A 13,878-nucleotide genomic window follows, 5' to 3' on the forward strand; every position below is an offset into this window, starting at 1 on the left:
CGCGGCAAGAAGACGGTCCGCCGCCGCGTTCCACACTCTCCGACCATTGACGCACGCGGCCCGCGCGGATCTATCCTCTGCCTGAAACAGGGGGGCGCCCGGGCTCCGGCCGCGTCGTCGTACCGCCGGACGGTGTGGAGGATCGGGGTCCGTACCGGAGGAGGGCCGGGGCGGGTATGCGACAGACCGCACGCCATGACGTCGTCTTCGTCGCCGGCACCGCCGGAGAGCATGAACTGACCTGGTCGCAGAAGGCCCATGAACGCGAAGGATGCGACCCCCGTCTCCACGGACCCCGCAACAGGAACGTACGGATGGGGCGGGCACTGGACGGCCGGCCCGACATGTCCGCGGTGCTGCGTGCCTTCGCCGCGGTCATGGCTCACTTCGAGGCTTTGCGCACGCTCTATCCACGTGACGCGGACGGGCACCCGCGCGCGGTCGTCGTGGCTTCCGGCGTGCTCCAGATCGACGAGTACGCCTCCGACGCCCCGCCGACCTGCGACGAGTTGAGCGCCTTCACGCTCCGACTGGCCGAGCCCGGATTCGCCCCGGACGACCTGCCGTTGCGGGCCGCCGTCATCACCGTGGACGGCAGACCCACCCATATCGCGCTGTCCTTGCACCACTTCTCGGCGGACACGACGAGCGCCCGGATCGCGGCCGAACACATAGCCCGACTGGCCGCAGATCCCGGCGCCGACCTCGGCTCGGGGTGGCAGCCGTGGCAGATCGCGCGCTTCGAAGCCAGTTCCTCGGGGCGGCGGCACGCCCATCGTGTCGACACCCATGACCGGGCCATGCTCCGTCGGTCCGCCATGCCCGAACTCCAGGCTCCACCGGGCCACAGGGCCGCCGTCTACAACTTCGTATGCCTCGACTCCGCGGCGGTCGCCCTCGCGGCAGCCGGTCTGGCGAAGCAGTACCGGACATCCGCGGCCGCCGTCCTGCACGCCGCATACGCGCGCACGCTCGCCGAGCACCTCGGCATCGGCACCTGCGTGTTCAACACCGTGATACCCAACCGGCACACCGCCTTCGCCCGCGAGGCGGTGGCCCATATCGCCGGCAGGGCCCTCGTCCCGGTCGACACGTCCCTGGGCAGCGACCGGTTCCCGGCGCTGTGCCGGGCCGTCGACGCGGCACTCGTCAGATCCTCCTCCGTCAGCCTGCGAGAGCCGGACCGCTACGCCAGATCCCTGGACGAGGTCTCCGCCGAACTGGGCCGCTCCGCACACAACCCGTACGTGGTCAACATCCGCCCCATAGCGCCCCGCACGCTGATCCGGGCTCGCGCGGACAGGGCACCGCAGGACCTCGACCGAGCCATGGCATCCAGCCGTTACCGACGATTCCCCAAACCCGTCGACGCCTACTCCGGAAACCTTTCCTTCGATGTGTGGGGCATGTCCGAGACGGCCGGAATCAGTCTGGGGACGGATGCGACGTCGTTCGACGCGACGGATCTCGAACAGATACTGCGGTCCTTCGAGAGCCGGCTGGTCGCAGCCGCGATCGGCGGTCACGCCGCAAGGAGCGGCTCCTTCGCCGGCGCATAGAGCGCGGCGGAGCGCGGATGGCCGGCGTCGAGATCACTCACGACGCCGGGTGTGCTGCCTGGTACGAGCGGGCTGCCTCTCTGACTGAGCATGTGGTGCAGCTTTCCGGGCAACGGTGCCGCCGTCGGTGCAACGCGTCCCACTCTCGGATAACCGGAGTTCGGCCTGTCGGCGGGGGCGGTCCCGCTGGTCGGGGGAGTGAGCGGCTTCGGGCGCCGCGATGGGATGGAGGTGCCGGTCAAGGCCGACAGGAGCGGGTGAATGAGTATCTAACGGGACCGGCCCGCCGAGTGCATGAAGTACGACTGCCGCGATGCACCGTCGGCCCTGGTCGACCGCGCTCGGGCGATCGCCGAGGTCTGCAGGCGCACGGGACCACCCTGCCCGCCGCCGCGATCGCCTTCCCGTACACGCATCCCAGTATCATCAGCGTCACCCTCGGCATGCGGACTGCGGACTGCGGACTGCGGACAGGTCGGACGAAACGTGGGACTCCATGGTCAACACGTCCCCGACGGCCTCTGGGACGATCTTCGCACTCAGGGGTTGATCCGGTCGGACGTGCTGGCGGGGCACGGTGAGGGGAGGGATGCGTGGTGTCTCTGACGGACAAGGCCATCGAACAGATCCGTGAGCTGATCCGGACCGGCGCGCTGCCGCCGGGCTCGAAGCTCCCACCGGAGCCGGACCTGGCCGCCCAGCTGGGGCTGTCCCGCAACCTCGCCCGCGAAGCGGTCAAGGCGCTGTCCGTCGCCCGCGTCCTGGAGGTACGGCGGGGCGACGGCACGTACGTGACCAGCCTCCAGCCGAGCCTGCTCCTGGAGGGTCTCGGCGGCGCGGTGGAGCTGCTGCAGGGCGACTCGGTCGCCCTGCAGGACCTCATGGAGGTCCGGCGGCTCCTTGAACCGATGGCCACGGCCCTCGCCGCCACCCGGATCTCCGACGCCCAACTCGCCGAAGTGCAGCGGCACTTGGACGCCATGCGCGAGGCCCGCGACGACGTCGAACAGCTCAACGCCCACGACGCCGCCTTCCACCGCGCCGTCGTCTCGGCCACGGGCAACGAGACCCTCCTCGCCCTCCTGGAAGGGATCTCCGGCCGCACCCTGCGCGCCCGCATCTGGCGCGGCCTGGTCGACGACAAGGCCGCGGGCCGCACCCTCGCCGAGCACGAGGCGATCTTCACCGCGCTGTCCACCCGTGACGCCGCCCTCAGCCAGGCCGCCGCACTGCTGCACGTGAGCAACACCGAGCAGTGGCTGAGGGAACACCTGCGCTCGGCCGAGCCCTTCCCCGTCCGGACGACAGAGCGGAAGTGACGGGCGGGTGGCGCCGGCTCACTGGGTGTAGAAGGTGGCGTCCGCCCGGTCGGTCGTCGTACTGAGAGCCTGGACATACAGCAGGTAGTTGTAGTGGCGGATGTAGCGGCCCGGGAAGTTGTACGACTCGTACGAGACCCCGGCGGAGTCGGAGAGGCCGGCCCGGGCCGTGAAGGAGGCGTCAGCGGCGAACAGCGACGTCCCGTCGTTCTTCTCCACCCACACCTCGTTGTTGTTGTGGCGCAGGAAGTAGCCGGGGAAGTTCGCCGACTCCAGGGAGACGGTGCCCGTGCCGGCGAGACCGGCGACGACGCGGAACTGCGAGTCGGCGAGCGGGGAGACGTTCGGCTCGATCTTGGCTCGGTACTCCCAGTGCCGGATGAACCGGTCGGGGAAGTTGTACGAGGAGAGCCGGATCGGCGTGAGGCCGTCGGCGACCGGGATGCCGAAGTCGGGTGTGCCGTCGGCCTTCCAGTAAATCTTCTGCACGCGGGTGCGGCGGTTGGGGTCGTTGAGCGGGGAACCGCTGATGTCCTTGTAGCTGCGGTCGTGATAGACGAGGACGTCCGACTTGCCGTCCTCGGAGACCGTGAACTGGTTGTGCCCGGGGCCGTACTGGCTGGTGGCGGCGTAGCTGGCGAAGACGGGGCCTGTGCTCTTGGCCCACGACGACGCGCTCAGCAGGTCGGCCGAGGCGGACGCGGTCAGCATGCCCATGCAGTAGTTGGCGTCGGTGGCACTGGCCGAGAAGGTCATGAAGACCTTGCCGCCCCGCTGGATCACGGCCGGGCCCTCGTTGACCGTCTCCCCTCCGGCGGTCTCCCACGCGGCGGTCGGCCGGCTGATCATGACCGGTGCGCCGGTGATGGTCCACGGGCTGGACATCCGCGCCAGGTAGATGTTGGTGCCGCGGCCGACGGCCGGGTCGTTCTGCGCCCAGGCCAGGTAGCGGGTGCCGTTGACGACGAAGGTCGTCGCGTCCAGGGAGAAGGTGTCCAGCGGCAGGGCGATACGGCCCTTCTCCGTCCAGGTGCCCGTGACCGGGTTCGCGGCCGTGCACTCCAGGACGTAGGGCCGGATCCTCCAGATGTCGTTGGCGGCGCCCGCGGCGAAGTAGATGTACCACTTGCCGTCGATGAAGTGGATCTCCGGAGCCCAGATGTGGGCGCCCATCTCACCGGTGGAGTGCTTCGTCCAGATGGTCGTCTCGGCGGCCGACGTGAGCCCCTGGATCGTGGTGGCCCGGCGCAGCACGATCCGGTCGTACGCCGGTACCGTGGCGGTGAAGTAGTAGAAACCGTCCGTGTGCTTGAAGATGTGCGGGTCGGCCCGCTGCTCGGCGATGGTGTTCGTGTACGTCACACCGGGGGAGGCGGGCACGGCGGCGTGGGCGGTACCGGCCGAGATGCCGGTGACGGTGGCGGCGGCCGAGCCGGCGATCATGCCGAGGACCGTTCGACGGGTGAGCGCAGGTCTCACGGAGTACTCCCTCTGGTGCTGGTGGTGCGGCGGACTGCCTCTTCACACTGGGTCGATATATCGAACATCGTTCGTAAGTTCGGCCAGAAGATAAGTTCTGCACCTTTCTCCGTCAACAGTTGTCACACAAGTATCCGGAGCGTCTTTCCGCCGTCGAGAAGCGAGGCTGGCGCTGCTCCGTGTCAGGGATGGTGCACTTCACGGGGGAGGGGGCGGCCAACCAGCAGATGTACCTGTCCCACAGCACGGACGGTCTGCACTGGAACGACTTCAACGGCGGCGGCATGGTCCTGCGCTCCACGGTCGGTACGAAGGGGGTGCGCGATCCCGCATTCGTCAGATCCCCCGGCGGCAGCCAGTACTGGATCACCGCCACCGACCTGTGCTGGGGCTGCGGGTCCACTGGACGGCTCCATCAACAACGGCAGCCGCAGCATCGTGGTGGGGCAGTCGACCGCCCGGCGCCCAGGAGATCATCGACACCCAGATCATCGAGATGCCCTCCGGCGTCGGCAACTACCGCTACGTGCGGGCCTCCGGCGACGGGCAGATCACCCTTGAAGGCAGCAACTCGATCCTCGGCACCTGGACCAGGCTCGGTGACCTCTCCGGCATCGGCCTCACCGGCTCCCAGGTCGAGGGCCCGATGTGGATGAAGTGCAACGGCACCGACAAGTGGGCCCTCTACCTCGACCAGTACGCCACCAGGGGCGGCTGCATGCCGGTCGTGACGACCGACCCAACAGCCCCGCCCAGCGCCTCCAGTCGTACCCCTTCCACGCGAACGACGCCGCGATCATGCGCTGGCCCAGCATCGGCGGCACCAACCAGCGCTTCGCGTTCGTGCCTTTCGGCGACGGTACACGCGGTTCGTCAGCCAGGCGAGCGGCAAGGACACCGTCATCAGGTCGGCCTCCCGCGACGCGGGCGCGAAGGCCATCCAGTACTCGTACGAAGCCAACGCGAACACCAACGAGGGCAGCGCCCAGAGCGACCAGTCGGAGCAACGCCCGTTCCACGACGCCGACCACCAGATGATCACCGTCTCCTGACGCCGCTGAACGAGACAGCCACTCGGCAGTGCATCACTGGAAAGGGGGATGCCGGCGCTCTCGCGGAGGCGCCGGCGTCCCTGTCGGTGCGGGTCAGTTCGTCACGCGGAAGGTGGCGTCGCTGCGTCCTGTCGCGGTGGTGATCGGGTCGAGGCGGAGTTGGTGGGCGTAGTGGCGGATGTAGCGGTCGGGGTGGTTGTACGACTGGAAGGACGACCAGCTCGCGTCGGCGAGCCCCGCGACCTGCCGGAAGGTGGCGTCCGCGGCGAACTGGGTGGTGCCGTCGTTGTGGGCGAGCTGGAAGTCGAATCCGGAGTGCCGCAGGAAGTACCCCCGGTAGTTCACCGATTCGAAGGAAACGGTGCCGGAGCCCGCAAGGCCGGGCCGCAGCCGGAACTGGGCGTCCGGGCCGGTGATGTTCTGGTCGATGCGCACGTCGAAGTTGGTGTGGCGCACGTACCGGTCCTGGAAGTTGTACGACTGGAGCCGGTTGGCCGGGATGTCGCTCCAGCGTGCGAGCACGCGGGACTCCTCGGCGGCCGTGAGGTTCAGGATCGAGCCGTGGCGCTTCTTCGTGACGCCCATGGAGTAGGTTCCCGACGCCGGAATCCGGTAGGTGCCGGGGGCGGAGGGGTTGGTCGTCGTGACCGGCAGGTACCCGCGTCCGGAGGAGTACTGGTCGAGGTAGAGCGCCCACTCGTTGCGGTCGCGGAACTTCATCCACATCGGGCCCTCGACCTGGGAGCCGGTGAGGCCGATGCCGGAGAGGTCACCGAGCCTGGTCCAGGTGCCGAGGATCGAGTTGCTGCCTTCAAGGGTGATCTGCCCGTCGCCGGAGGCCCGCACGTAGCGGTAGTTGCCGACGCCGGAGGGCATCTCGACGAGCTGGGTGTCGATGATCTCCTGCAAGCCGGGGCGCTCGATGTAGATCTGCGGGGTGGTGATGGAACGGAAGTCGCTGGTGCGGGCGTAGTAGATGCGGTGCTTCTTTACGCCGTCGACCGGCTTGTTCGTCGCCCAGTACAGGACGTAGTCGTTGGAGGCCGGGTCCCAAATCGCCTCCGGTGCCCAGGCGTTGCGTCCGTCGGGGATCGCGCCGGCGACATTGAGCAGCCACGGCTCCGACCAGTTGATCAGGTCCGTCGACTCCCACACCACGAGGTTGCGGCTGCCGTTGTACACGGCGGCCTCCCAGTTCTGCCCGCAGCTGATGCACAGGTCGGTCGCGATGATCCAGTACTTGTCACCGTTCGGGGATCTCACCAGTGCGGGGTCGCGCACCCCCTTCGTGCCGACCGTGGAGCGAAGGGCGATTCCGCCGCCGTTGAGCTCAGTCCAGTTCAGGCCGTCCGTGCTGTACGAGAAGTAGATCTGCTGACCGTTCGACCCCTCCCCGATGAAGTGCGTCATCAGGTAGCCCGGGTCGGCGGCGGCCGCCCGGCCCGGTGTGATCAAGGCTTGGCCCGTGAAGAGCAGGCACACAGCGAGCAGTATCGCCGACAGCCGGGCGCGAAGCGCGGACATGTATGTCTCCTGTCGTTCTGCAGTGGCCACCACCGGGCGCGCGGACGGGGCCGACTCATTCCGGGTGACGCGTCTCTCCCGTGGGCGGTGTGCTTCGCCGCGGTGGCACGCTTGTCACCCGAGTGGGGCGGTCGGGGTGCGGGGGCCGACCGAGCGGTTGTCGATGCGAGCGGGGTCTCGGTCTCCACTGCCGGGGAGGTGGAACTTGCGTATCCGACTCCCTGTCCGGCGAGGTGAGTTGTCCGATAAATCGAACGACGTTCGTAAGGTCGGGCAGACGCTAAGTGCGAGGAGCGGGACGCGTCAATACCTCCGGCAGCAGTAGCCGTGGGACCTGAAAGGGTGTCGCAGTCGGTCAGCATGGCGTTCCGCCGGAGCAGGCCTGGCTGACGCCCAGCGCGCCCCGGCTGCCGAAGCCCCGCTCGACGACGTTCACGTCGGCCGACCGCCCACCCGGTGGCGACCGCGCCACCAAGGTGGCCGAATGGCCCGCCCGTAGCGTGGGGTTCGTACGGATCCGGGCCAGCGCGGCCACCGGCGGGTACGCCACCATGGGCGGCGTCAGGATCGGCGGCCGGACGGCCAAGCCGGCCCTGGTCTCCACCACGCTGCCCGGCGACGGCACCGTCTACCGACCTTCACCGACACCGGCGATGGCTACTGCGAGATCAAGGGTGTGGGCAGCGGCAAACTGCTGGAGGTCGCAGTGCAGACCGTGGAGATGCCCGCTTCCTCCACGGTCCGCCGTTCGCGCTCGCAGTCCCGGTCCCGGTGCAGGAGGGGCAGTCCCCGCAGCTTGGTTCGCTGTCGTGGGACTGCCCTCTTCCGGCCGGACGTCTGCCGGTTACGGGAGCGTGGTCCACTTCTGGTTGTTCTGGCCGTTGCAGGTCCACAGGATGACCGGGGTCCCGTTGGCGGTCTGGGCGCCGTTGACGTCGAGGCACAGCCCGGCATGGACGTTGCGGATCGACCCGTCGGAACCGACGGTCCACTTCTGGTTGTTCTGGCCGTTGCAGGGCCAGATGACGACCGGCGTGCCGTTGGTGGTGCCCTGGTTGGAGGCGTCCAGGCACTTGTCGCCGTAGACGCGGATCTCGCCGCCGGCCCAGGTGGTCCACAGCTGGTTGGCGGCCGTGTGGCAGTCCCAGATCAGCGTCTTGGTCCCGGCCGCCGTGGCGGCACCGTCCACGTCCAGGCAGCGGCCGGACCCGGTACCGCGCAGGCGTGCGGTGGTGGAGGCCAGCGGGCTGCCGCCGGTCACCTTGAACACGGCGACACCGTGCGCGGGGACGCTGGCCGAGATCTGCCCGGAGGTGGTCGACGTGCCGCCGGTCCACAGGTCGGTGAGGGTGAACGGCCCGCCGGAGAGGCCGACTTGTGCGGCCGTGGTGGTGACGGTCGCGGTGCTGCTGCCTCGGTTGAACAGGCCGACCGCGACGGAGCCGTCGGACAGGGGCTTGGCGAACACCTCGGTGTCGCCGTCGTCGCGGACCCGGCGTCCGCCCGCGCCCAGCGAGTCCTGGTTGACCGCGAGCAGGCGCGGGTTGCGCAGGATGGCGCTCACGTCCGCGGACATGGTGCGGATGTCGTTGCCGGCCATGAGCGGGGCACTCATGAGTGCCCACAGGGCGAAGTGGGAGCGGGACTCGGTCAGGGACAGGCCGGGGCGGCCGACGACCAGCATGTCGGGGTCGTTCCAGTGGCCGGGACCCGACTGCGCGGCGAGCGGGGCGGTGACGTCGAGGACGTTGCCGACGCCCATCGGGTAGCTGTTGGTGTTGTTGTTCTGCCAGATGTCGAGCAGGTCCTCGGTCGTCCGCCACAGGTCGGCGACCTCGCCCCAGTTGTACTTGTCGCCGGTGGGGGCGTGGAAGCTGTTGGGGTTGATGCTGTAGACGATCGGCCGCCCCGTGGCGCGCAGCGCGTCGCGCATGAGCGTGAACTGTGCGATCTGCTCGCTGAGGGTGCCGCTGCCGGAACACCAGTCGTACTTGAGGTAGTCCACGCCCCACGAGGCGAACGTGGCGGCGTCCTGCCTCTCGTGGCCCTTGCTGCCCGTGGAGCCGGGGTAGGTGCCCACGCCCTGGGCGCACGTTTTCTCGTTGGGGGCCTGGTAGATGCCGAACTTCAGGCCCTTGCTGTGAATGTAGTCACCGAGCGCCTTCATGCCGCTGGGGAACTTGGTCGGGTTGGCCCGCAGGTTGCCGGCCGCGTCACGCTGCGGGTCGAACCAGCAGTCGTCGACGACGACGTACTGGTACCCCGCGGCCTTCATACCCGAGGACACCATCGCGTCGGCGGCCTCACGGACCTGCGCCTCGGTGATCCCGCACCCGAAGCTGTTCCAGCTGTTCCACCCCAGCGGAGGGGTGAGGGCGGGGCTGCCCGGTGCGGCCTCGGCGGTCGTGCCGACGGAGGCGGTGACGGTGGCGGTGAGCGTCAGTGCGGTGGCTGTGAGGAGACGCAGCAGTCGTCTGTGCAGGGGAACCATGGGAGGTCCTTCCTGGGAGGCAGAGCGGAAGCTGCTTTGCCTCCCTCCAAAGGGCAAGGTCACGAGCTTGTGATCACGTGCGCGCAGGTCAGCGCTGCAGGGTGAGCAGGCCCGGCCGGTACGGCAGTCGCTGGTAGGGGGTTTCTCTTGGGATGTCGGGGTCGTAGCCCTGGTAGAGGAACTGCAGCTTGCACGGGTCGATGGTCATGGTCTGGTCGGGGTCGGCGCGGACCAGGTCGCCGTGGCTGATGTCGTTGGTCCAGGTGGCACCGCTGTTGGCCTTGCCCGCGAAGGGGCTGCTCTCGCTGCCGGCCTGGAGGGTCCACGGACCGTTCAGGCTGGAGGCGGTGAACGAGCGGAAGTAGCGGCCGCCCGCGCCCTTCGCCTCAACAATCATGAGGTACTGGTTCTGGCCCTGGACCTTGTAGACCTCCGGCGCCTCGAACAGCTTGTCCTCCGTATCGCTCATGACCGTCGTGTACGACGAGCCGAAGCTGCTCGGGAAGTTCCCGATCGGCATGACCGACCTGAAGATGCTGCCCTTGTCATTGGCGAAGAACAGGTACATGTTCTGGTCGTCGGCGATCATGGTCGGGTCGATCGGGCCGCCTGTGGGGAGGCTGCCGGTGAACAGCTCCTGCGGCGCGGACCAGCCGTTGGGGTTGGTGGGGTCGCTGGACGTGCGGTAGGTGAAGGGCCAGGCGGTGCCCCACCCGTTCGAGACCAGCACCCATATCTTCTTGGGCGCGAAGTAGAAGAGTTTGGGCGCCACCGCGGCCCCGCTGATCCCGGTCTGGCCGGCCGAGGCCATGTCCGACCAGTTCGTGAAGGGCCGGAACGTCATCGCACCCCACGACGATCCGTCAGAGGTGGTCCCGTAGACCAGGTGCTGGCCGTTGTACGTCACGGTGGTGAAGTCCTTGAGCGCCACCCAGCCATTCGCCGGCTGCGCCAGCGGACCGGTCGACGTCCACCGGTATGTCGACGGAAGAGAACACGAGTTGGGCGTCCCGGACAGGCCGGTCCACTTCTGGTTGCTGCCGCCGTTGCAGTTCCAGAGCTGCACCGCCGTGCCGTTGGCCGTAGCGCCGCCGCTGATGTCCAGACACAGCCCGGACTCCACGGCGACGATCGTGCCGTCGGCGTTCACCCGCCACTGCTGGTTCGTACCGCCGTTGCAGGACCAGATCACCGGCCTGGTACCGGCCGTGGTCGCGTGGCCCGGGACATCCAGGCACTTGTTGCCGTACACGGTCAGCTGGTTGCTGTCCGTCAGCGTCCACTGCTGGTTGGTCCCGCCGTGGCAGTCCCAGATCTGCAGGTTCGTGCCGTCGGTCTGGGCGGCACCCGGTACATCGAGACACCGGTTGGAACCGGCACCGCGCACGGCGCCGGTGGTGGCCGCCTGAGCCGGATGGGCGACGAGCGTCGCCGCCGACGCGACCAGGGCCGCGAGTACCACGGACAGATGTCTGCGGCTGAAACGTAGTCTGCGCAATGCGGGCCTCATTCGTTGAGTGAGCGTTTCCGGTTCGGCCCCGTCAGAGGCTGTCCGGACTGTCGATGTGCTGCGCCTCGACCTCCTTTGTTCTCGATATCGAACGAAGGTCGAAAGGTCGAGCGTGGTGGAGGATGGGGACCGGCCAGGAGGTGCTTCCGCGCCGGCCTAGTTCCTCACGATGCGCCACCGGTTGTCGGCAGTGCCGTCGTCCGAGTCCTGGACCGCGAACGCACCCACGGCGGTGGAGTTGTTCGCGATGGCGAGCAACTTGCCGCTGTTCTCGTTGCGGATCTTGTAGGTTCCGTCTCCCTGGTCGAGCAGCGTCCATCGGTGGTCGGCGGTGCCGTTGTCCGACCACTGCAGTACGGTCGCGCCGTCTGCCGTCGACATGTTCAAGACGCCGAGCACCTTGCCGCTGTGGACATTGCGGAAGCGGAATCCGCTTCCATCGCTGATCATGTACCAGTCGTGGTCGGCGGTGCCGTTGTCGGACCACTGCAGAGCGCGGCCACCGTCGGCCGTGGACATGTTCTGGATGCCCAGGAGCAGACCGCTGCCCGCGTTGACGAGACGGACGCTGCCGCCGGCGTTCCAGTAGACGGTGTAGTTGTGGCCGTGCGCGTCGTGGAACGGGCCCAGGCTGACGGTGGAGCCGTTGGCGGTGGCGGTGAAGGCGAGCGAACTGCTGCTGGTCCGTGTGATCGAGGCCGTGTTCAGCGTCGGCAGGGAACTGAGCGCGGTGTCACCGTAGTTTCCGGACAGGACCACCGGGCCGTAGGTGATCGCGGCGACGTTCGGGTTGTCGTTGGCCGCTCGCATGACGATCCGCATGGGCAGGCGGACGGTGACCGTGTCGCCGGAGGTCCAGGAGCGGGTCAGGGTGGCGTAGCTGCCGGGGGTGGTGGTGATGTTCTGCCGCGTGCCGTTGACACTGATCGTGGCCTCGGCGGTCCAGCTCGGGATGCGGATGCGCATCGCCCAGGTGCCGCTGACGTTGCCGGTGACCTGCAGGTTCGTGGTGTCGCTGACGGGGTACGTCGTGGTCTGGGTGACCGTGATCCCGCGCTCCGACCAGGTGAGCACCGAGGGCACGAACAGGTTCACGATCAGCGTGTTGTCACTGCGGAAGTAGATGGAGTCCATCAGCCTGGTGTGCATCTCCAGGCCCGTGCCCTGGCAGCACCAGAAGGTGACGTAGTCGGTGCTCCAGGTGCCGCCGCCCCACGCCGGGCCCACACCGCGCCGGCCTCCCGGATTGAGCGGGGTGAAGTAGGTGACGTGGCCGTGGTCGTCGGCCGGATTCTGCTGGCCGATCATCTGGTTCAGCCACGCCCGCTCGTAGTAGTCGAACAGCGCGACCCGGTTCGGGTCCAGCGCGAACAACTCCCGGGTGAGGCTGAGCATGTTGAAGGTGTTGCAGCTTTCGCACGTGTCCTTGTTCAGGTAGCCGGCGATGGCGTTCGGGGCGCGGAAGTGCTCCGCCTGGCTGTTGCCGCCGATGGCGTAGGTGTGCGCGTTGACGGTGAAGTTCCAGGCGTTGGTGGCGATGTCGCGGTAGCGGGTGGTGCCGGTGGCCTTGAACTCCCGGGCGGCCCCGATCCACTTGGGCACCTGCGTGTTGGCGTGCAGTCCGTTGAGCCGGTCCTGGTTGGACGCCAGCGGGTCGAACACCGCGGCGTGGTCGAACCGCCGGGCCGCGGTGAGCCACCGCGCGTCGCCCGTCTGCTGGTAGAGATCGGTCAGCACGGCGTTCATGCCGCCGAACTCGGTCTGCAGCATGGCCTGCATCTGCTGGCTGCTCAGCCTGCCGGTGCGCCAGTCGACCCATCCCGCCAGGGCGAGCAGCACGTCCCGGGCCTGTGTGCTGCCGATGTGGCGCCACACGTCCAGCAGGCCGGCGAGGGTCTTGTGGATGGTGTAGTACGGCACATTGCCGTTGCTCAGGGTCCGCTGCTCGAGAGTGGTGAAGTCGGACTCGGGATAGCCGGAGAGGTACCCGGCGTTGAAACCGGCGGCGCCGTTGTTGGCCTGGCACTTGGCCAGCTCCGCGACCATGTAGGTGGCCTTGTCCCGACAGACGGTGTCCCCGGTCACGGCGTACAGCTGTGCCCAGGCCGTGAGGAAGTGCCCTTGGACGTGGGTGCGGAACGGGAAGTTCGGTGCTTCCCAGCCGCCGGTGGCGGCGGCGCCGTTGGTGGAGAGCCGGTGGTTGGCGCGGAAGTTGTACAGCAGCCGGTCGACATCGACGAACCGCAGATAGTTCTGCGTTCGGTTCTGGTTGTCCAGCCACCGGCTCGCGGTGAGCCGGACCTGGCCGAGTTCGAAGGGGTGCGCCAAGACCCCTATGTCGGCCCTTGCGGGAGGAACGGCCGCCTGCGCGGGAGATGCGCCCATGAAGGATCCCGTGGCAGATGCGGCGACCGTGGCCCCGGCTACTTGCAGCAGGCGCCGTCTGCTGACGAAGGAAGACATCTTGCACCTTTCGATGACGAGAGCGATTGCTTGGTCGTTGACACCCGGCGGGGACTTCGCCTCCACGCCTCAGGGTCCCCAGCCGGTGACGCGATGGAAGGTCCATCGCCGGTCGGAACTGCCGACGTCGCGGTACTGGATCAGTGCGACACCGTCGGCCGTACTGCCTCCCTTGACATCGAGCACCTTGCCGCTGTTGCGGTTGACCAGGACGAACTCGCCCCCGGTCTGCGGCCGCAGCTGCCACTGCCGGCTCGTCCGGCCGTCGGCGGTCCTCTGCACGACCGCCGCGCCGTCCGCCGAGAACCCCGCCACGTCGAGCACCTTGCCGCTGCGGACACAGGCGATGGTGTGGTAGCCGTTCCCCGTGGACCGGAAGGCCACTGCTGGTTCGACGCGCCGGTGCCGGGCCACTGGGTGACGGCGGCGCCGTCCGCGTTCGACGCGGTAGACGTCGGCGACCTTGCCGCTGCGCACGCTG

Annotated in this window: 9 protein-coding genes and 1 pseudogene; 3 read left to right on the forward strand and 7 right to left on the reverse strand. The window is 68.3% G+C overall.

The window, feature by feature from the left end; translation table 11 throughout:
• The first annotated feature begins 176 nt into the window (after window positions 1-176).
• Together ACFPZJ_RS26875 and ACFPZJ_RS26885 are read left to right on the forward strand one after the other, a co-directional pair.
• Entirely contained in the window at window positions 177-1,559 is a 1,383-nt protein-coding gene (locus ACFPZJ_RS26875) for a condensation domain-containing protein (protein WP_381026541.1), read from the forward strand.
• 596 nt (window positions 1,560-2,155) lie between these two features.
• Complete coding sequence (locus ACFPZJ_RS26885) at window positions 2,156-2,878, forward strand: FadR/GntR family transcriptional regulator (protein ID WP_381026703.1); 723 nt, start codon at window positions 2,156-2,158, stop codon at window positions 2,876-2,878.
• 18 nt (window positions 2,879-2,896) lie between these two features.
• On the opposite strand, the gene ACFPZJ_RS26890 is transcribed toward ACFPZJ_RS26885, so the two are convergent.
• The 3 genes from ACFPZJ_RS26890 to ACFPZJ_RS26905 all read right to left on the reverse strand — a co-directional run bounded on the left by ACFPZJ_RS26890 (window position 2,897) and on the right by ACFPZJ_RS26905 (window position 7,486).
• Window positions 2,897-4,321 carry a family 43 glycosylhydrolase gene (locus tag ACFPZJ_RS26890; RefSeq protein ID WP_381026706.1) on the reverse strand — a complete coding sequence of 475 codons (1,425 nt, stop codon included), beginning with the start codon at window positions 4,319-4,321 and terminating at the stop codon, window positions 2,897-2,899.
• 1,181 nt (window positions 4,322-5,502) lie between these two features.
• On the reverse strand, window positions 5,503-6,933 hold the full coding sequence (locus tag ACFPZJ_RS26900; protein ID WP_381026543.1) for a glycoside hydrolase family 43 protein: 1,431 nt from the start codon (window positions 6,931-6,933) through the stop codon (window positions 5,503-5,505).
• Between the two features lie 355 nt (window positions 6,934-7,288).
• Entirely contained in the window at window positions 7,289-7,486 is a 198-nt protein-coding gene (locus tag ACFPZJ_RS26905; protein WP_381026546.1) for a hypothetical protein, read from the reverse strand.
• Here ACFPZJ_RS26905 and ACFPZJ_RS26910 point away from each other — a divergent pair.
• Window positions 7,392-7,639, forward strand: a pseudogene (locus ACFPZJ_RS26910) (alpha-L-fucosidase); the annotation flags it as partial. The gene ACFPZJ_RS26905 and the pseudogene ACFPZJ_RS26910 sit on opposite strands and share 95 nt — an antisense overlap.
• 138 nt (window positions 7,640-7,777) lie before the next feature.
• On the opposite strand, the gene ACFPZJ_RS26915 reads toward ACFPZJ_RS26910, so the two are convergent.
• The 4 genes from ACFPZJ_RS26915 to ACFPZJ_RS26930 all read right to left on the reverse strand — a co-directional run bounded on the left by ACFPZJ_RS26915 (window position 7,778) and on the right by ACFPZJ_RS26930 (window position 13,874).
• Complete coding sequence (locus tag ACFPZJ_RS26915) at window positions 7,778-9,424, reverse strand: glycoside hydrolase family 27 protein (protein ID WP_381026548.1); 1,647 nt, start codon at window positions 9,422-9,424, stop codon at window positions 7,778-7,780.
• 88 nt (window positions 9,425-9,512) lie between these two features.
• Complete coding sequence (locus ACFPZJ_RS26920; RefSeq protein WP_381026551.1) at window positions 9,513-10,922, reverse strand: non-reducing end alpha-L-arabinofuranosidase family hydrolase; 1,410 nt, start codon at window positions 10,920-10,922, stop codon at window positions 9,513-9,515.
• Between the two features lie 168 nt (window positions 10,923-11,090).
• Window positions 11,091-13,397 carry a beta-L-arabinofuranosidase domain-containing protein gene (locus ACFPZJ_RS26925; protein ID WP_381026554.1) on the reverse strand — a complete coding sequence of 769 codons (2,307 nt, stop codon included), beginning with the start codon at window positions 13,395-13,397 and terminating at the stop codon, window positions 11,091-11,093.
• 69 nt (window positions 13,398-13,466) lie between these two features.
• The gene (locus ACFPZJ_RS26930) at window positions 13,467-13,874 is read right to left on the reverse strand and encodes an RICIN domain-containing protein (protein ID WP_381026708.1); all 408 of its coding nucleotides are present in this window, start codon (window positions 13,872-13,874) and stop codon (window positions 13,467-13,469) included.
• Between the last annotated feature and the right edge of the window lie 4 nt (window positions 13,875-13,878).

The sequence above is a fragment of the Streptomyces bullii genome (genome assembly GCF_042657145.1).
GTDB lineage: Bacteria > Actinomycetota > Actinomycetes > Streptomycetales > Streptomycetaceae > Streptomyces > Streptomyces bullii.

Coding starts and splice junctions, on each gene's coding strand:
- ACFPZJ_RS26915 (WP_381026548.1), bottom strand. CDS start 9,424: ATGGTTCCCCTGCACAGACGACTGCTGCGTCTCCTCACAGCCACCGCA.
- ACFPZJ_RS26890 (WP_381026706.1), bottom strand. CDS start 4,321: ATGATCGCCGGCTCGGCCGCCGCCACCGTCACCGGCATCTCGGCCGGT.
- ACFPZJ_RS26900 (WP_381026543.1), bottom strand. CDS start 6,933: ATGTCCGCGCTTCGCGCCCGGCTGTCGGCGATACTGCTCGCTGTGTGC.
- ACFPZJ_RS26905 (WP_381026546.1), bottom strand. CDS start 7,486: ATGGTGGCGTACCCGCCGGTGGCCGCGCTGGCCCGGATCCGTACGAAC.
- ACFPZJ_RS26925 (WP_381026554.1), bottom strand. CDS start 13,397: ATGTCTTCCTTCGTCAGCAGACGGCGCCTGCTGCAAGTAGCCGGGGCC.
- ACFPZJ_RS26875 (WP_381026541.1), top strand. CDS start 177: ATGCGACAGACCGCACGCCATGACGTCGTCTTCGTCGCCGGCACCGCC.